Origin of the sequence: Pseudomonas sp. PONIH3, from assembly GCF_002934345.1 — a bacterium.
Taxonomy (GTDB): domain Bacteria; phylum Pseudomonadota; class Gammaproteobacteria; order Pseudomonadales; family Pseudomonadaceae; genus Aquipseudomonas; species Aquipseudomonas soli.
The window spans coordinates 228,163-244,166 of sequence record NZ_CP026386.1 but is presented as its reverse complement, the minus strand read 5'-3'; the positions used below and the strand labels follow the sequence as shown (position 1 = coordinate 244,166).

At 65.2% G+C, this 16,004-nt stretch carries 20 protein-coding genes; 10 read left to right on the top strand and 10 right to left on the bottom strand.

Annotation, left to right across the window (positions count from 1 at the left end):
* Genes C3F42_RS01065 through C3F42_RS01050 form a run of 4 tightly spaced genes read left to right on the top strand, consistent with a single transcriptional unit; the run spans position 1 to position 3,779 of the window.
* Positions 1-1,248, top strand: coding sequence for an NAD(P)/FAD-dependent oxidoreductase (locus tag C3F42_RS01065; RefSeq protein WP_104443827.1), 1,248 nt, complete (start codon positions 1-3; stop codon positions 1,246-1,248).
* Positions 1,245-2,054, top strand: coding sequence for a DUF1365 domain-containing protein (locus tag C3F42_RS01060; protein WP_038706154.1), 810 nt, complete (start codon positions 1,245-1,247; stop codon positions 2,052-2,054). Before C3F42_RS01065 ends, C3F42_RS01060 begins: the two co-directional genes overlap by 4 nt.
* On the top strand, positions 2,029-3,288 hold the full coding sequence (locus C3F42_RS01055) for a cyclopropane-fatty-acyl-phospholipid synthase family protein (RefSeq protein ID WP_104443826.1): 1,260 nt from the start codon (positions 2,029-2,031) through the stop codon (positions 3,286-3,288). Before C3F42_RS01060 ends, C3F42_RS01055 begins: the two co-directional genes overlap by 26 nt.
* A gap of 2 nt (positions 3,289-3,290) precedes the next feature.
* Entirely contained in the window at positions 3,291-3,779 is a 489-nt protein-coding gene (locus C3F42_RS01050) for a DUF2878 domain-containing protein (RefSeq protein ID WP_038706156.1), read from the top strand.
* On the opposite strand, the gene C3F42_RS01045 is transcribed toward C3F42_RS01050, so the two are convergent.
* Genes C3F42_RS01045 through C3F42_RS01025 form a run of 5 tightly spaced genes read right to left on the bottom strand, consistent with a single transcriptional unit; the run spans position 3,672 to position 6,811 of the window.
* Complete coding sequence (locus tag C3F42_RS01045; RefSeq protein WP_081941257.1) at positions 3,672-3,899, bottom strand: DUF2256 domain-containing protein; 228 nt, start codon at positions 3,897-3,899, stop codon at positions 3,672-3,674. The genes C3F42_RS01050 and C3F42_RS01045 overlap by 108 nt on opposite strands.
* Positions 3,896-5,422 (bottom strand): cryptochrome/photolyase family protein, encoded by a 1,527-nt coding sequence (locus C3F42_RS01040; RefSeq protein ID WP_104443825.1) that lies wholly within the window; start codon positions 5,420-5,422, stop codon positions 3,896-3,898. Before C3F42_RS01040 ends, C3F42_RS01045 begins: the two co-directional genes overlap by 4 nt.
* Before the next feature lie 8 nt (positions 5,423-5,430).
* On the bottom strand, positions 5,431-5,736 hold the full coding sequence (locus C3F42_RS01035; protein WP_023630325.1) for a DUF6482 family protein: 306 nt from the start codon (positions 5,734-5,736) through the stop codon (positions 5,431-5,433).
* Entirely contained in the window at positions 5,733-6,269 is a 537-nt protein-coding gene (locus C3F42_RS01030) for a DUF3833 domain-containing protein (protein ID WP_023630324.1), read from the bottom strand. The genes C3F42_RS01035 and C3F42_RS01030 overlap by 4 nt, the downstream gene beginning before the upstream one ends.
* A 2-nt stretch (positions 6,270-6,271) precedes the next feature.
* Complete coding sequence (locus C3F42_RS01025; RefSeq protein ID WP_104443824.1) at positions 6,272-6,811, bottom strand: chalcone isomerase family protein; 540 nt, start codon at positions 6,809-6,811, stop codon at positions 6,272-6,274.
* 112 nt (positions 6,812-6,923) lie between these two features.
* On the opposite strand from C3F42_RS01025, the gene C3F42_RS01020 reads away from it, so the two are divergent.
* Positions 6,924-7,694: an SDR family NAD(P)-dependent oxidoreductase gene (locus tag C3F42_RS01020; protein WP_104443823.1), complete on the top strand. Its 771-nt coding sequence runs from the start codon at positions 6,924-6,926 to the stop codon at positions 7,692-7,694.
* Between the two features lie 12 nt (positions 7,695-7,706).
* On the opposite strand, the gene C3F42_RS01015 is transcribed toward C3F42_RS01020, so the two are convergent.
* The 5 genes from C3F42_RS01015 to C3F42_RS00995 all read right to left on the bottom strand — a co-directional run bounded on the left by C3F42_RS01015 (position 7,707) and on the right by C3F42_RS00995 (position 11,161).
* Complete coding sequence (locus tag C3F42_RS01015) at positions 7,707-8,033, bottom strand: putative quinol monooxygenase (RefSeq protein ID WP_023630321.1); 327 nt, start codon at positions 8,031-8,033, stop codon at positions 7,707-7,709.
* A 108-nt stretch (positions 8,034-8,141) separates the two neighbouring features.
* Entirely contained in the window at positions 8,142-8,750 is a 609-nt protein-coding gene (locus C3F42_RS01010) for a dTMP kinase (RefSeq protein ID WP_104443822.1), read from the bottom strand.
* Between the two features lie 52 nt (positions 8,751-8,802).
* Entirely contained in the window at positions 8,803-9,225 is a 423-nt protein-coding gene (locus tag C3F42_RS01005) for a hypothetical protein (RefSeq protein ID WP_104443821.1), read from the bottom strand.
* 175 nt (positions 9,226-9,400) lie between these two features.
* The gene (locus C3F42_RS01000) at positions 9,401-10,300 is read right to left on the bottom strand and encodes a proline iminopeptidase-family hydrolase (protein ID WP_094009959.1); all 900 of its coding nucleotides are present in this window, start codon (positions 10,298-10,300) and stop codon (positions 9,401-9,403) included.
* A 99-nt stretch (positions 10,301-10,399) separates the two neighbouring features.
* Positions 10,400-11,161: a LuxR family transcriptional regulator gene (locus tag C3F42_RS00995; RefSeq protein ID WP_038706159.1), complete on the bottom strand. Its 762-nt coding sequence runs from the start codon at positions 11,159-11,161 to the stop codon at positions 10,400-10,402.
* A gap of 172 nt (positions 11,162-11,333) precedes the next feature.
* Between C3F42_RS00995 and C3F42_RS00990 the strand changes: the two genes are divergently transcribed.
* From C3F42_RS00990 to C3F42_RS00970, 5 genes are read left to right on the top strand one after another with little or no spacing between them, the layout of a single operon-like run.
* Positions 11,334-12,224: a proline iminopeptidase-family hydrolase gene (locus C3F42_RS00990; RefSeq protein ID WP_023631947.1), complete on the top strand. Its 891-nt coding sequence runs from the start codon at positions 11,334-11,336 to the stop codon at positions 12,222-12,224.
* 3 nt (positions 12,225-12,227) lie between these two features.
* Complete coding sequence (locus tag C3F42_RS00985) at positions 12,228-13,175, top strand: ABC transporter permease (protein WP_104443820.1); 948 nt, start codon at positions 12,228-12,230, stop codon at positions 13,173-13,175.
* A complete protein-coding gene (locus C3F42_RS00980) occupies positions 13,172-14,026 on the top strand; it encodes an ABC transporter permease (RefSeq protein ID WP_038706161.1) in 855 nt (284 codons plus the stop codon). Before C3F42_RS00985 ends, C3F42_RS00980 begins: the two co-directional genes overlap by 4 nt.
* Positions 14,023-15,009 (top strand): ABC transporter ATP-binding protein, encoded by a 987-nt coding sequence (locus tag C3F42_RS00975; protein WP_104443819.1) that lies wholly within the window; start codon positions 14,023-14,025, stop codon positions 15,007-15,009. Before C3F42_RS00980 ends, C3F42_RS00975 begins: the two co-directional genes overlap by 4 nt.
* Positions 15,006-15,980 carry an ABC transporter ATP-binding protein gene (locus tag C3F42_RS00970; RefSeq protein ID WP_104443818.1) on the top strand — a complete coding sequence of 325 codons (975 nt, stop codon included), beginning with the start codon at positions 15,006-15,008 and terminating at the stop codon, positions 15,978-15,980. Before C3F42_RS00975 ends, C3F42_RS00970 begins: the two co-directional genes overlap by 4 nt.
* Positions 15,981-16,004: the final 24 nt, after the last annotated feature.

The window sequence follows — 16,004 nt, the reverse complement described above, 5'->3', positions numbered from 1 at the left end:
ATGCGTATAGCCATCATCGGCAGCGGCATCGCCGGCCTGACCTGCGCCTACCTGTTGTCGCGCAAGCACGAAGTAACGGTTTTCGAGGCCGCCGGCTGGGTCGGTGGCCACACCCACACCGTCGACGTGGTGTGGCGCGGTGAGCGCCATGCCATCGACACGGGGTTCATCGTGTTCAACGACTGGACCTATCCCCATTTCATTCGTTTGCTCGAACAACTCGGGGTCGCTTCGCAGCCGACGCAGATGAGTTTTTCCGTGCATGATCCGCTCAGCGGCCTGGAGTATAACGGGCACGATCTGAACACGTTGTTTGCCCAGCGCCGCAACCTGCTGTCACCAGGGTTCTGGGGAATGCTGCGCGATATCCTGCGTTTCAACCGGCAGTCTCTCGCCGACCTGGAACAGCAGCGGATCGAGCCCACCACCACATTGGGCGCGTACCTTGATGAAGGAGGTTACGGCCAGCGTTTCATCGAGCATTACATCGTGCCCATGGGCTCTGCGATCTGGTCGATGTCGCGAGCCGACATGCTCGGTTTCCCGCTGGCATTCTTCGTGCGTTTCTGTCGCAACCACGGCTTGCTGTCAGTGAACCAGCGCCCGCAGTGGCGTGTCGTGGCGGGCGGCTCGCGCAGTTATGTCGCCCCGCTGTGCCGCCCCTTCGCCGAGCGCATCCGCTTGGGCTGCCGGGTGCACCGGGTCGGTCGCGACGAAGGCGGGGTTACCCTGATCAGCGACGCCGGTACCGAGCGCTTCGACAATGTGGTGTTCGCCTGCCACAGCGACCAGGCCCTGGCGCTGCTGGAAGCGCCGAGCGTGCACGAACGTTCAGTGCTGGGCGCCATCGGCTATGCCGAGAACGACGTGGTGCTGCACACCGACAGCCGCCTGCTGCCACGCCGTCGCAACGCCTGGGCCAGCTGGAATTACCGCCTCGGCGGCCCCGAACAGGCGCCAGCTGCGGTGACCTACAACATGAACATCCTGCAGGGCATTGAAGCGCCGACGACCTTTTGCGTCAGCCTGAATCAGACCGCGCTGATCGACCCCGCGCAGATCCTCGCGCGGTTCAGCTACGCCCACCCGCAGTACAGCCTGGCGGCGTCCGCCGCGCAGGCTCGGCAAATGCAATTGCAAGGCCAGCAACACAGCTACTTCTGCGGCGCCTACTGGGGCAATGGCTTCCACGAGGACGGAGTGGTCAGTGCGTTGCAGGTCGCCAGGCATTTCGGAGAGCAACTGTGAACAGTGGCCTATGCCAGGGTTGGATCAGCCACCGGCGCCTGAGCCCACGGGCCCATGCCTTTCGTTACAGGATCGGCATGTTCTACCTGGATCTGGATGAACAGGCTGGCTGGCTGGGGCTGTCTCGTTGGCTGGGGCGTTGGCGCCTGGCCCCGCTGTGCTGGCGCGAAGCCGACTACCTGCCGAGCCTCACCCGCCAAGGTCTGCCGCTGGCCCAAGCCGCGCGACTGCTGGTGAGCCAGGCCACCGGGCAAGTGCCTGACGGGCGCGTGTACCTGCTGACCCAACTGCGTTGCTGGGGGCTGTCGTTCAATCCGGTGAGCTTCTATTTCTGCCATGACCGCGACGGACACCTGGCGGCAATCCTGCTGGAAGTGCGCAACACCCCGTGGCGTGAGCGTTTCCACTATGTGCTACCGGTACAAGGTGATCTGACCAGGCCATTCGCCATGGCCAAGGCCTTTCATGTATCGCCGTTCCTGCCCCTGGACATGGACTATCGGCTGCGTTTTCACCTGGACCAGGCGCAGGTACGCATTCACATGGAGAACTGGCAAGGCGAGCAGAAGGTCTTCGAAGCCGACCTGGCCCTGAAACGCCGCCCCCTGGATGGCAAGGACATACGCGCCTACGTCCTGACCTTCCCCTGGATGAGCCTGCGCACCGTCTGGGCCATCTACTGGCAAGCCCTGCGCCTGTTCATCAAACGCACCCCCATACACGACCACAGCGCCAGCCGGGGCGACCTGGCACTCGGCCACCCCTGCGAGGACCCCGATCATGTCCAATCCGACCCTGAGTGTTAGCAAGTCTGCGGGCTTGGCGCCGCTGCTTGGCAGCCTGGCGCGCAACGCCGTGCTCGCCCAGCTGGGCAAACTGCGTCACGGCCATCTGCGCCTGCTCTGCCACGGTCGCCAGTGGACCTTCGGCGACCCTGGCAGCGCCCTGCAGGTCGAGATAGAGATACTCGAGGATGCCGCCTGGAGCCTGATCGCCGGCAATGGCTCGATTGGCGCGGGCGAAGCCTATATCCATGGTTACTGGCGCAGCCCGGACCTGGCGTTGGTCACCCGTCTGTTCGTGGCCAACCTCGATGTGCTCGACGCCCTCGAGGGCGGCCTGGCGCGCCTGGGACGCCCTGCCCTGCGGCTGCTGCACCGGCTAAACCGCAACAACCGCAGCGGCGCTCGACGCAACATCCTGGCCCATTACGACCTGGGCAATACCCTGTTCGAGCAACTGCTGGACCCGACCATGATGTATTCGGCCGCGCAGTTCGAATACCCCGGGCAATCGCTGGAGCAGGCGCAGCAGCATAAGCTGGAGCGCATCTGCCAAAAGCTTGAGCTCAGCGCGCAGGATCACCTGCTGGAAATCGGCTGTGGCTGGGGCAGCCTGGCAATTCACGCCGCCACCCGCCACGGTTGCCGGGTGACCACCACGACACTGTCGCACGCGCAGTACACCTACACCCTGCAACGGGTGAAGGACCTTGGGCTGGAGCAACGGGTGACCGTGCTGTGTGACGATTACCGCGACCTGACGGGGACTTTCGACAAACTGGTCTCCATCGAGATGATAGAAGCGGTGGGGCACCGCTACTTGCCCGTGTACTTCCGCCAGTGCGCGTCACTGCTCAAGCCTGACGGGCTGATGTTGCTGCAGGCCATCACCATTCGTGACCAACGCTACGCCCGGGCGCGCCGCTCGGTGGATTTCATCCAGCGCTACATCTTCCCCGGCGGCGCCCTGCCCTCGCTGAGTGTGTTGCTGGACACCGCCAGCCGGCGCACCGCGCTCAACCTCGTGCACCTGGAGGATTTTGGCGTCGATTACGCCATCACCCTGGGGCATTGGCGCGACAATCTGCGCCAGGCACGTGGCACGCTGGCGGACCTGGGCTACGACGAGACCTTTCAGCGTTTGTGGGAATTCTACCTGTGCTACTGCCAGGGCGGCTTCGAGGAACGTGCCATCGGCGTGGCCCAGTTGCTGTGGGCGGCGCCCCAGGCGCGGCGGGCGCCGTTGCCCGGGCAATGACGATGCCCCGCGCCTGGCTGATCGCCAATGCGCTATGGCTGCAGGTTGGCTGGTGGGCCTGCGTGCTGGGCGCCAAGGTTCCCTGGCTACTGTTGTTGGTGCCGCTGGGGATGGCGGTGCACCTGACACTGTGCGCGGCTCGCGGCAGCGAAGTTCGCGCACTGTTGCGCGTGACCTTGGCCGGTTGCGTGCTTGATAGCCTGCTGGGGGCGATCGGCTTGTTTCGTTTTGAAGCATGGCCACTGCCATTGTGGCTGGTATTGCTGTGGCTGGTACTGGCCAGCGGCCTTCGCCACAGCCTGGCGTGGGCGGGCTGGCCGTTCTGGCGCGGCGCGTCAGTGGGCGCGCTGGGAGGCCCGCTGGCGTACCTGGGCGGCGCCAGGCTAGCTGATGTCACCTTGCCCCTGGGGGCGGTGGTGACAAGTTTGCTGCTGGTGCCGATCTGGGCCCTGGCCCTCCCCTTGCTGGTGCGTCTCGCCGCGCGGCGCTGAGCGGCGGCAGCGTTCAGAACAATAGCGCACCTGCGCCCAGCACCGCGCCCAGCGCTTGCGCCAGGCGAAAGGCTGGCCGCACACCGCGCATATTTTGCTCGGGAGATGCTGCTTCTTCATAGGTCCTGGCCGGCATCGAGCCGCGCCAGCAGCGTTTCACCGCGTTGCCACACACCCTCGCGATGGGCAGGCGCCATGCCGTCCAGGCTGCGATACACCAAGGCCAGGCGGGGGTTGCCTGAAAGCTGGGCGCGGTGGCGAATGAGAAAATGCCAGTACAACGCATTGAACGGGCACGCGTCTTCACCAACCGCCTGATCCACCCTGAAGCTGCAGGCCTGGCAGTGATCGGACATGCGCTGGATGTAACGACCACTGGCGCAGTAGGGTTTGGAACCCAGGTAGCCACCATCGGCGTGCATCACCATGCCCAGGGTATTGGGCAGTTCTACCCAATCGAACGCATCGATGTACACGGCCAGGTACCATTGGCAGATCGCGGGCGGCGCGATGCCGGCTAGCAGGGCAAAGTTGCCGGTGACCATCAGCCGCTGGATGTGATGTGCGTAACCGAGGCGCAAGGTCTGTCCGATCGCCTGCGCCATGCAGCGCATGCGCGTCTGCCCACTCCAGTAGAAGCCCGGCAGGCCGCGGGTGTTGCCCAGGTGGTTGAGCCTGGCGTACTCGGGCATACGCAGCCAGTAAATGCCACGCACATACTCGCGCCAGCCGATCAACTGGCGGATGAAGCCCTCTGCGGCATTGAGCGGTACCCGGCCCTGGCGCCAGGCGCTTTCCACGTCTTCACACAGGCAGCGCACATCCAGTAGCCCTATGTTCAGCGCCGCGCTGATGCGCGCATGGAACAGGTAAGGCTCGCCTTCAGCCATTGCGTCCTGGTAGTCGCCGAACGCCGCCAGGCCGAAGTCGAGAAAATGCTGCCAGAGCTGTTGAGCTTCGGTATGGGTCACGGGATAGTCGAAACCGTCGAGTTCGCCGTAGTGGTCGCTGAAACGCTGGCGTACCAGGGCCACCACGCCACGGGTTATGGCATCCTGTGCGAAATGCGCCGGGAACGGGCCGCGCAGGCCGCGCGCCAACGGCTTGCGATTGTCGTTATCGAAATTCCATGCGCCCCCCGCCGGGCTGCCGTCGGGCTCCAGGAGCAGGCCGCAGCGCTTGCGCATGCCGCGGTAGAAATGCTCCATGCGCAGTTGGGTACGGTCCTGGGCCCAGCGCGCGAACGCCTCTCGCGAGCACAGGAAACGGGTGTCGCGGTGCCACACCAACGGTAGCCCCGCCTCGCGGAGCGTCTGTTCCAGGCGCCACTCACCGCACTCGGTCAAGTGAACCTCGCTGGCGCCCAGAGCCTGCTGCCAGCGCCGCAGTTCGCCGGCAATGCTGGCACTGTTGCCGTCGGCGTCCAATTCGACGTAGTGCACCTGCCAGCCACGTGCCCTGAGCGCCTGGGCGAAATGACGCATGGCGCTGAAGACAAGCACGATTTTTTGCGGATGATGCGGCACATAGCGCGCCTCACCTTCCACTTCGGCCATCAGAATCGCATCGCGGGCCGGGTCAAGCGCGGCGAGACTGGCCAGGTCGAACGACAGCTGGTCGCCCAGCACCAGGCCCAGACGCATCGCCGAAGCTACCACTGCTCGTCCAACGTCACCGGCACCCGCAGCGGCGCAACAGGGCCGTCACGCTGCCCACACATTTCATCGTGCACCACTTGCTGGACCAGCATGCACGGCACCGGCTGCAAACCGGCCAGCGTCTGGCGCAATTGAGTGATGGAGTGAAAACGAACGGCCTGCCCCTGATCGTCGCTCAGTGTGACCGGCCCCGCATTGGCCATCGCCCGCAGCAGGTAGAAACCGCCCTCCAGCGACAGCAGTTCCAATGCCTGCACCTGGCCGGCAGCGACCTGCTCGAAGAGTGTATTGAGATTCATGGCGTGCCCTCCGGCAGGCGGCGAAAGAACAGGGTGATCTGGCCGATCTCCACGCCCAGCTTGCTCATGCGCGAGCGGTTGATCAGGGTGTCGTCGTCCATCAGGTACATCCAGTCGTCCAGGTCCACCTGCCAGTGCCGCCCGTCAACCGGCAGGTCCAGTTGGTAACGCCAGCGCAGCGCATTGCCAGCCACCTCGCCGCGGGCTTCGCCGATCACGTCGCCCGCGGTGCCACGCCAGCGACCGGGGCCATCGGGCTCCAGCGTCCAGGTGCGCCGCTGTCGAGTACCGTCGCTGTAGAGAAACCGCTCGTCAAGGATCAGCCGCTCGCCCTCGCGGTGACTATCGATACGCACATGGAAACGCTTCACGACCTCGCCTGAGCGCTTCTGGAACATGCCCCAGGCCTGCACCGGACGCGCGAAGAAGGCCGCCAGGTCCAGCTTGGGTTGCTCGCCGGCGTAGTGCTCGACGCCGACGTTGCCACAGCTGCCGAGCAACAGGCACATGGTCAACAACAAAGCTTTGTACATATTCAGTGTCCTCGATCGTTACCGGCCAGGCCGAGCAGGCGCTGGCGCAATTGTGGATCCCGGGTGCGCGGGTCAAGCCAAATGGCAAAGAAGGCCCGGGCGAAAGCCACATCGGCCACTTCATGGCGCAGTCGGCCATCGACGTAGAAGCGGCAACCTGTTTGCGGAAGGAACACCCCGGTGATGCGCATACCGGGGCGCACATCCACGAATGCCGCCTGCATTTCACGGGCCCATGCGTCGAACTGTTGCGTGGTGACGGTGCCGGCGCCAAGACGGCGCATCTCCTCCAAGCTTGCCTTGACCAGCGTTTCCCGGGACAACGACCGGTGGTAGCTCAGCTCCAGGGCGAATGGCCGGCTCCAGTCCAGCACCGGTCCCTCGGCCCACAAACGGGCGCTGTACAGACGCAGGCCGAACCAGGTGAATTCCCCTTCACCCAGCCGTTGAGCCGTCACAAGCGTGGCTCGCCAATCCGCGCCGACCGAAGTGAGCGAAATCAGCAGCAGACAGAGGCAGGCTAATCGTCCGGAGCAAACCATGAAAAACCTGTACAGAAGACAAATCCTGTACAAGATTATGGCTTTGTACAGATAATTTTCAATGTTGTATAGAAATTAAGGGCAGCTCGATTCATACCAGGGAGCACTTCGGATGAGTGTCATCACCAACCTCCACAGCCCCGCAAACGTGTTGGTCTGCGGCGCCAGCCAAGGCATCGGGCTTGCCCTGTGCGAACAACTGCTGGCACGCGAAGACGTGGGCCTGCTGATCGCCGTGTCGCGCCAGGCAACCCGCAGCACGTCGCTCGATGCGCTGGCCCTGACGCACGGCCGCAGGTTGATGCGCATCGATTGCGATGCTCGGGATGAACGGGCGTTGCAAGCACTGACGGCGCAGGTCCAGGCCAGCTGTGCGCAGTTGAATCTGGTCATCAGTACCCTTGGCGTACTCCACGCCCCCCCGGCTCGCCCCGAGAAGTCCCTGGCGCAACTGGACATCGCGGGGTTGCAGGCCAGCTTCGTGACCAATTGCTTCGCCCCTATCCTGCTGCTCAGGCACCTGCTGCCTTTGCTGCGCCAGCAACCGGTCACCTACGCCGCCTTGTCGGCCCGGGTCGGCTCGATCGGCGACAACCACCTTGGCGGCTGGTACAGCTATCGCGCCAGCAAGGCCGCGCTCAACCAGCTGTTGCGCACGGCCAGCATCGAACTCAAGCGGCTCAACCCCGCTTCGACGGTCCTTGCCCTGCACCCTGGGACCACCGACACCCAGCTCTCGCGCCCCTTCCAGGGCAATGTGCCAATCGACAAACTGTTCTCGCCTGCTTTTGCCGCCGGTTGCATCCTCGAACTCATCGGCCGGCATGGACCATCACAGACCGGTACCTTCTGGGCCTGGGACGGAAGGCAAATTCCCTGGTGACTTGCAGGGGTGTCAGGGATAGGGCGCAACGACACTGGATACTGGGTCAAGGAAGATCAGTTGCAATGGCTCTGCCAGCAGCTGGTCAGCCTGCTCGGCAAAATACTGAAAGTGTTCGGTGGCCAGGTGGGTGTCCAGGGCCTGTTGATGGTCGAACGCTTCGCGCATGTAAAACGTCCCGGGCTCGTCGCTGCGCTCGAACAACATGTAGTCACGATTGCCGGGCTCGGCCCGGGTCGGCTCGATCAGGGCCAGCAAGGCCTCTTTCAGCGCTGCTGCCTGGCCTGGCTTGGCCTTGAGGATGGCAAGGGAAACGAGGGGAAGGTCTTGTGTGTTCACGTCACGCTCCTGGTCAGTTGATTGCCAGCCAGTCTGGCGTGCCCGGCACCTGGGAAAAACCGGCCGTGCGCGTGAACACTTTCACCGATGGAGTGAAAATCAGGACCATCAAAGCAGGCGACGGATCTCAGATACCAACGCGCTTGTCGCCTCTTCAAGCGTTCCTTCGTTGCGACATAAAACCCACCCTTGATCGGCAACCACTCGCTCGAACGCTTCGGTGCAAGCGACATGCTCCTCCAGCGCGTGCATCACGGTACTGCTCAATCCGCGCGACCGCGCCGCTGCCCTCTTCCACGAGAGTTCAGGGTCGGTGATAACGCCCACATGCAGGTCCGGCACCCGCACGTTGCGTTCGAGGTTCAAGCGAAGGATCTCGGCAAACGGCACCAGTCGGCGAAACGCCGCATCGGACGGGTACCAGCGATCGATCAGGATGATGCTGTCCGCCGGTTGCTTGGCCAGCACATGCCGGGAAATCCAGGCACGGCTGTCCGCCAGGCGCTCACAAACCTTCATTTCCAGGTCCCGGCAGGGTTTCCTGACGAACTGGTTGACCAGGACCATGGTTTCGCCCCGGTAGGGATCGCTTTTCTTCTCGCAGATGCGGATCACTTTCCTGTTGTCCGCCCTCAGCGCTTTGGTGACGGCTTCCAGCAGCGTGGTCTTGCCGGTGCCCTTGGGGCCATCGAGGGAAATGAACAGCGAACGACTCATGCTTCACACAACGGTTGAATTCCTTCACGAACAGTCAATGAACCGGGCTCGGTCACATCAGGCAGTAGAACTCGCTGACCTCTGCGACGATCTCCCGGGCGGCATTGTACAGCCTCGCCTCGGGTGTCAGGGCCATGGAGCGGGCTTCCAGCACATAGCGCTGGCCGCCCTGGAAATGGGCGTAATCGAGGGTGAGGTAGCATTGGCGGACGGTGGTGCCGCCGAGCATGCTCATGCCTCCTCCGCCGTTCGTTTCATAGTCAAAGCGCACCACCAATTCGTGGCTGCCAGGGCTGACCTGGAAGAAGCGGCCTTCGTCCAGGCGTTGCTTGTCCAGGCGTTCGGCCAGCAGGACGCGGTCGTTGGGGAATGGCAGCGACAGGTCGACCCAGGCCATCTGCGGGTTGGCGGCGGGCAATGGGGTTTGGCAGCCTGGGATGACGGTGATCAGTAACAGCAGTAGCAGCCGGCGCATGGTGAGGTTCCTTGGGGAACTGGATTAAGGATAGCGCTGGGGCGTCGGGTTGTTAATCACCGCGTGGGAACGTGCTGGTGCTCGTCACCTGGGAGGAGATAAAACTCAGGCCGCCGGGTTGAACCCGGACAGGCCTGAGGAAGGGAAACTGTCGGCCGGCTGGCGGCCCTTGAAGCTACAGACTCTCGTCGAGGAACTTGACCACGGTGCCCATGCACGCCACCCGCTCCTCCACATGCGGCATGTGGCTGGAGTTCTCGAACAACGCCCAGCGGATCCCGGGGATCAGGTCCAGGTACGGCTTGACTACCAGCGGCGTGGCCTCGTCATAGCGCCCGGAGATCAGCAGGCTCGGCACGTTGATCCGCGGCAGGCGGTCGACGATGGTCCAGTCCTTGGTGCTGCCGATGATGTGAAATTCGTTGGGCCCGGTCATCGCGTGGTACACGGTCGGGTCGGCCTCCACCTGGGCGAAGGTGCGTGCCACCTCTTCCGGCCAGGGCTTGAGCCGGCACACGTGGCGGTCGTAGAACACCTGGGTGGCGGCGATGTAGTCGGCCGCGGTGTAGTCGCCCACGGCTTCGTGGCGCAGCAGGGTTTCCTGGACGTCCTTGGGCAGCTCTTCGCGCAGGCGGTTGGCCTCGCGCACCCAGGTGCGCATGTCGGCCGGCGAGTTGGCGATCACCAGGCAGCGCAGGCCCCTGGGCTGGCGCACCGCGTGTTCGCTGGCGAGCATACCGCCCCAGGACTGGCCCAGCAGTGCGTAGCGCTCGCTGATGCCCAGGTGCTCAAGCAGGTTGTCGAGCTCATCCAGGAACAGCTTCACCGTCCAGAACGACGGCGGCATCTGCGGCAGGTGGGTGGAACGGCCGTTGCCCAGCTGGTCGTAGTGGATGACCGGGTAGCCACCGGCGGCGACATCTTTATAGGCATCGACATAGTCGTAGGTGCAGCCCGGGCCGCCGTGCAGGATGACGAGCGGGGTGCGGCCACAGGCCAGGTCGCCGGTGACGCGGTACCAGGTCTGGTATTCGCCAAAGGGGGCAAAACCTTCACGCGATTGGGTGAGTTCCATTTCATCCGGCTCCATGTGAATCATGGAACACACGATATCCCTATCTGCAACGCGGCATAACTAGAGAATTTGCTAGGTTTTCGGTTTTTTTTGCCCTTTTCACGGGTCGAGCAGGCGGTAATGCACCGCCCGGGCGACCGCCTGGACGCGGTTCTTGGCCCCGAGCTTGTGCATCGCCGAGGTCAGGTGCAGGGAAATCGTCGCCAGCGAGCGGTTGAGCTTGTCGGCGATCTCCCCTGCCGTCAGGCCTTCGGCGGCCCAGCGCAGGCACTCGACTTCGCGGCGGGTCAGACGGATGGCGCGGGTAGAGGACTCCTTGGCCAGCAAGGGATAGGCCGCCTCCTGCAAAGCGTGGGCAATCTGACTGAAATCGCCCAGGTGCTCCCGGGCGTCGTCCAGGTCGCGCTGGCTGGCCTGGGGGCGCAGGCCGGTCAGGGTCGCCAGCCCGCCCCGTGGCAGGTGGATCGGCACAGTCACGCCGCAGGTCAGCTGCGCATCGTGCAGGTAGCCGACCACCGGGGCGTGGCGACGGTCGATGTGGCGCTGCAGGATGGTCTCGCCCTTGGGCAGGTACGACCAGACGAAGGGCGCGATGGAGGACACGGCAACCTGCTGTACCGGGTCGATCTGGTAGAAACCCTCGGAACACCACAGGTCCTGCCAGTCCTTCGGGGTCTGGCGCAGTCGGACCACGCTCGGGGTGATCAGCTCGCCGACATGATCCAGCGGCACCGGGCTGTAGTCGTACACGAGGGCATCAAAGCCCAGTTCTGCCGCCAGTTCGGCGACGCTGTCCATCTGTTCGTCCAGGCTCTTGTCCGACGCCAGACGGGCATTGAGTTCAGCCACCTTGGCCTGCATACCTGACACTCCCTGTGATTCCTTTTGGATTTCCATCCCGAAGTCCGGCACGTAGAATGCCACGGCTTGGCGCGGGACTGCCATACAAAACCTATAGGAAACACTAGCTTGTAGGCGACGAATTCTCCTGCGCTAGTTATAGCCCCAAGCCATGGCCAACAGGAGAGTAGCGATGTGGCGTGAGATGCAACCTGACCAGCGGTTCGACGTAGAGGTCGATGGCCACAACGTCGTGGTGTACAGCTTTGGCGAAGGTGACGAGGTGCTGTTGTGCCTCAATGGCGGGCCGGGGCTGCCCTGCGACTACCTGCGTGACGCCCATGCCTGGCTCAAGGACAAGGGTATCCGCGTGGTCGCCTTCGACCAGCTGGGCACCGGCGCCTCCGACCGCCCGGATGACGACAGCCTGTGGAACATCACCCGCTACGTGGCCGAGGTCGAACGCGTGCGCCAGGCCCTGGACCTGGGTCGCGTGCACATGCTGGGGCACTCCTGGGGCGGCTGGCTGGCGATCGAGTACGCCATTCATCACCCGCAGTCGCTGAAAAGTCTGATTCTCGAGAACACTGTCGGCGACATTCCGCACCTGATCACCGAGCTTGAGCGCCTGCGCGGCGCGCTGGGCAGCGAGACCGTGGCGATGATGCAGCGCCACGAGGCCCTGGGCACCCTCGATCATCCCCAGTACCAGGCGGCCATCACCCTGCTCAACTACCGCCACGTCTGCCGCCTCGAGCAGTGGCCGGCGCCGATCCAGCGCTCGCTGGGCGACTGGAACATGGGCCCGTACAGCACCATGCAGGGCCCCAACGAGTTCCTTTATATCGGCAACCTCAAGGACTGGAACCGCCTCGAGCAAATGGGCGAGTTCCGCATGCCGGTGCTGATCACCACCGGCCAGCATGATGAACTGACCCCCGCCTGCGCCATGCGCATGAACCTGGCCCTGCACGGCCGCGCCGAGCTGCACGTGTTCCCCAACAGCAGCCACATGCCGTTCTACGAAGAACCCCAGGCCTATTTCCCGGTGTTGCTGGACTTCCTGCAACGCAACCGGGGCTGACCGATGAGCCTGGCACGTTACCGGTTCGTCCTGATTCGCCCGTTGCAACTGCTGCCGGTACTGCTGGGCATCAGCATCATCACCTTCGTGCTGGTGCGCTCGATCCCCGGCGACCCGGCGCGGGTGCTGCTGGGCGCGCGCAGCACGCCGGACGCGATCGCGAAGATTCGCGCCCAGTTCGGCCTCGACGAGCCGATCTTGGTGCAGTACCTGTACTTCCTGAAGAACCTGCTCAACGGCGACCTGGGCAAGTCGCTGCTGTACAAGGTCGACGCCCTGCCGCTGATTGCCGGGCGCATCGAGCCGACTGTGTTGCTGGTGCTGGGCAGCGTGCTGCTGGCGTTGCTGATCGCCGTGCCGCTGGCCACCCTCGCCGCGCGGCACAAGGGCGGCTGGGCCGACAACCTGATCCGCCTGTTCACCACCGCCGGGCTCGGCCTGCCGGCCTTCTGGCTGGGGCTCATGCTGATCCTGCTGTTCAGCGTGCACTGGGGGTTGTTCCCGGTATCCGGCTATGGCCGCACCTGGGCAGACAAACTGCACCACCTGGTATTGCCGTGCCTGACCATCGCCCTGGCGCTCTCGGCGGTGCTGGTGCGCAACCTGCGCGCGAGCATCCTCCTGGAGCTACAGGCCGACCACGTCACCGCCGCCCGCGCACGCGGCCTGGGCGAAGGGGCGATCCTGCGCCGGCACGTCCTGCCCAACGCCATGCTGCCGACCATCAACCTGCTGGCGGTCAACATCGGCTGGCTGATCAGCGGCACCGTGGTGATCGAAAGCCTGTTCTCGCTGCCCGGTGTCGGCCAGTTGCTCGTGCGCGGCATCTTCACCCGCGACTACATGGTGGTCCAGGGCGTGGCCATGGTGCTGGCCTGCGCCACGGTGGCAGTGAACTTCATCGCCGACGTGGTGACTACCGCCCTCGACCCGCGGGTGACCATCCAATGAGCCAGAGCCCCGCACTGGCGCTACGCTGGCGCCTGGCCTGGCACTTGGGCAATGGCCGCCTGGCGCTGTACTGCGGCCTGGCGATCGTCCTCGGCTGGTGCCTGCTGGCGCTTTGCGCGCCATGGATAGCGCCGTTCGACCCGCTGGCGCAGAACGCCGACCTGCGCCTGGCCGCGCCCAGCCTTGGTCACCCGTTCGGCACCGACAACTTTGGCCGCGACATCCTTTCGCGGGTGATCTGGGGCGCGCGCATCGACCTGCAGATGGCGCTGATCGGGGTGATCTTTCCATTCCTGCTCGGCACCTGCATCGGCGCGGTTTCCGGCTATGTCGGCGGGTTGCTGGACAACATCTGCATGCGCCTGGTCGATATCGTCCTGGCCTTCCCGTTCCTGGTGCTGATGCTGGCGATCATGGCCATCCTCGGCCCGGGCCTGGGCAGCTTCTACATCGCCATGGCCCTGGTCGGCTGGGTGTCCTATGCGCGGCTGATCCGCTCGCAGATCCTGGTGCTCAAGCAAGGCGATTTCGCCCTGGCCGCCAGGAGCCTGGGGTTCAGCCACCGACGCGTGCTGTTCGGCCACCTGCTGCCCAACGCCCTGTTCGGCTCGGTGGTGTTCTGCATGTCGGATGCCGTGCTGGTGCTGCTCAATGGCGCGGCCGTCAGCTACCTGGGCCTCGGCGTGCAGCCGCCCACCCCGGAATGGGGCACCATGGTGGCCGAGGGGCAGAGTTTCATCACCAGCGCCTGGTGGATCTGCACCTTCCCGGGCCTGGCCGTGGTGACCCTGGCCATGGGCTTCAGCTTGCTGGCCGACGGCGTCGCCGAGCTGCTGGGAGACCGTACATGAGCCCTGCCCTGCTCCAGGTCCGCGAACTGAGCGTCATCGCCCGCGCTGGCCAACGCGATATCACCCTGGTCGATCGCCTGTCGTTCGACCTCGGCCAGGGCGAGATCCTCGGCCTGGTGGGCGAAAGCGGCTCGGGCAAGACCCTGGCTTGTCGCGGCCTGATGCGCCTGCTGCCGTCGCCGAACCTGCGCCTCGAAGGCCAGGCCGTGCGCCTGGCCGGCAACGACCTGCTGCGCCTGGACGAGGCCGGCATGCGCCGTATGCGCGGTCGCGAGCTGGGCATGATCTTCCAGAACCCCAGCAGCCACCTCGACCCGCTGATGCGTATCGGCGCGCAGATCGCCGAGGGCATCCGCCTGCACCAGGGCGCCTCGCGGCGCGAAGCGCGGGCCGAGGCCATCGAGGTGCTGCGCCAAGTCGGCATCCCCGACCCGAAAACCCGCGTCGACAGCTATCCCCACGAGTTCTCCGGCGGCATGCGGCAACGGGCGATGATCGCCGTGGCCCTGGGCTGCAACCCCAAGGTGCTGATCGCCGACGAGCCGACCACGGCGCTGGACGTCACCGTGCAGGCGCAGATCCTGCGCCTGCTGCTGGAGCTGCGCGACCGCCGCGGCCTGTCGATGATCCTGATCAGCCACGACCTCGGCGTGGTCGCGCAGACCTGCGACAGCATCGCCGTGATGTACGCCGGGCGCCTGTGTGAACACGGCGCCAAGCAGGCCCTGCTGAGCCAGCCGCGCCACCCCTACAGCGCCGGACTGCTGGCCTGCCATCCCGCGACGCGGCGGCACGCGGGACTGATGAACACCATTGCCGGGCAACCGCCGCTGCTCGACGCCCTGCCCGCAGGGTGCCGCTTCGAACCGCGCTGCCCGCAGGCCACGCCGGACTGCCGGGCACAATTGCCGGAACTGCGGGTGATCGCCCCCGGCCATCGCCTGGCCTGCCATACCCCGCTGCTGGCCGGAGGCCTGTCATGACCACGCTGTTGCAGGTCAACGACCTGCATGTGCAGTTCCCCGCCTCGGGCGGCGGCCTGTTAAACCTGCGCCCACGCAAGGTCAACGCCGTCAACGGCGCGTCGCTGAGCCTCGCCGCCGGCCAGGCCCTGGGCCTGGTGGGCGAGTCGGGTTGCGGCAAGAGCACCCTGGCCCGGGCCATCCTGCAACTGACCCCGGCCAGCAGCGGCCAGGTGCTGTTCGACAGCAGCGACATGCGCCAGGGCAACCGCCTGGATATCGAGCGCCTGCGCCGCGAGACCGCGATGATCTTCCAGGACCCGTACAGCGCGCTCAATCCACGCCAGCGCATCGGCCAGATCCTCGCCGAGGTGCTGCAGGTGCAGCGCAAGGTGCCCGCCGCGCAGATCCCCGCCCGGGTCGCCGAACTGCTCGGCCTGGTCGGCCTGCGCGCGGAACTCGCCGAGCGCAAGCCCGGTTCGCTCAGTGGCGGCCAGTGCCAGCGGGTCGGCATCGCCCGGGCGCTGGCCGTCGAGCCCCGGCTGATCGTCGCCGACGAGTGCGTCGCCGCCCTCGACGTGTCGATCCAGGGGCAGATCATCAACCTGCTGCTGGAACTGCGCCAGCGCATGGGCCTGGCCCTGCTGTTCATCACCCACGACCTGGGCGTGGTACGCCACCTGTGCGACCGGGTGGCGGTGATGTACCTGGGCCGGATCGTCGAGGAAGGCCCGGTGGCCGAGGTCTTCGACGACCCGCGCCATCCCTACACCGCCGCGCTGGTGCAGTCCATCGCCGACATCGACCCGGCCCGGCGCCTGCCGCAGCACCCGCTGGCCGGCGAGCCGCCGAGCCCGCTGCAGCCACCGTCCGGCTGCGCCTTTCACCCACGTTGTCGCCACGCGTTGCCCGAGTGCGGCGCAGATATTCCCCCCAGCCACGCAGAAGGTGGCCGCTACCATGCCTGCGTCCACCCGCGACTGCCGTGCTGACCCACCCCACATGACCATCAAACG

What these genes read in the sequence shown, in the direction of transcription:
- C3F42_RS00980 (WP_038706161.1), top strand. Translation starts at nt 13,172, where the DNA reads ATGAGCCAGAGCCCCGCACTGGCGCTACGCTGGCGCCTGGCCTGGCAC.
- C3F42_RS01055 (WP_104443826.1), top strand. Translation starts at nt 2,029, where the DNA reads ATGTCCAATCCGACCCTGAGTGTTAGCAAGTCTGCGGGCTTGGCGCCG.
- C3F42_RS01040 (WP_104443825.1), bottom strand. Translation starts at nt 5,422, where the DNA reads ATGCGTCTGGGCCTGGTGCTGGGCGACCAGCTGTCGTTCGACCTGGCC.
- C3F42_RS01050 (WP_038706156.1), top strand. Translation starts at nt 3,291, where the DNA reads ATGCCCCGCGCCTGGCTGATCGCCAATGCGCTATGGCTGCAGGTTGGC.
- C3F42_RS01005 (WP_104443821.1), bottom strand. Translation starts at nt 9,225, where the DNA reads ATGCGCCGGCTGCTACTGCTGTTACTGATCACCGTCATCCCAGGCTGC.
- C3F42_RS00970 (WP_104443818.1), top strand. Translation starts at nt 15,006, where the DNA reads ATGACCACGCTGTTGCAGGTCAACGACCTGCATGTGCAGTTCCCCGCC.
- C3F42_RS01045 (WP_081941257.1), bottom strand. Translation starts at nt 3,899, where the DNA reads ATGAAGAAGCAGCATCTCCCGAGCAAAATATGCGCGGTGTGCGGCCAG.
- C3F42_RS01035 (WP_023630325.1), bottom strand. Translation starts at nt 5,736, where the DNA reads ATGAATCTCAATACACTCTTCGAGCAGGTCGCTGCCGGCCAGGTGCAG.
- C3F42_RS01010 (WP_104443822.1), bottom strand. Translation starts at nt 8,750, where the DNA reads ATGAGTCGTTCGCTGTTCATTTCCCTCGATGGCCCCAAGGGCACCGGC.
- C3F42_RS01000 (WP_094009959.1), bottom strand. Translation starts at nt 10,300, where the DNA reads ATGGAACTCACCCAATCGCGTGAAGGTTTTGCCCCCTTTGGCGAATAC.
- C3F42_RS01020 (WP_104443823.1), top strand. Translation starts at nt 6,924, where the DNA reads ATGAGTGTCATCACCAACCTCCACAGCCCCGCAAACGTGTTGGTCTGC.
- C3F42_RS00990 (WP_023631947.1), top strand. Translation starts at nt 11,334, where the DNA reads ATGTGGCGTGAGATGCAACCTGACCAGCGGTTCGACGTAGAGGTCGAT.
- C3F42_RS01025 (WP_104443824.1), bottom strand. Translation starts at nt 6,811, where the DNA reads ATGGTTTGCTCCGGACGATTAGCCTGCCTCTGTCTGCTGCTGATTTCG.
- C3F42_RS00985 (WP_104443820.1), top strand. Translation starts at nt 12,228, where the DNA reads ATGAGCCTGGCACGTTACCGGTTCGTCCTGATTCGCCCGTTGCAACTG.
- C3F42_RS01065 (WP_104443827.1), top strand. Translation starts at nt 1, where the DNA reads ATGCGTATAGCCATCATCGGCAGCGGCATCGCCGGCCTGACCTGCGCC.
- C3F42_RS00995 (WP_038706159.1), bottom strand. Translation starts at nt 11,161, where the DNA reads ATGCAGGCCAAGGTGGCTGAACTCAATGCCCGTCTGGCGTCGGACAAG.
- C3F42_RS00975 (WP_104443819.1), top strand. Translation starts at nt 14,023, where the DNA reads ATGAGCCCTGCCCTGCTCCAGGTCCGCGAACTGAGCGTCATCGCCCGC.
- C3F42_RS01030 (WP_023630324.1), bottom strand. Translation starts at nt 6,269, where the DNA reads ATGTACAAAGCTTTGTTGTTGACCATGTGCCTGTTGCTCGGCAGCTGT.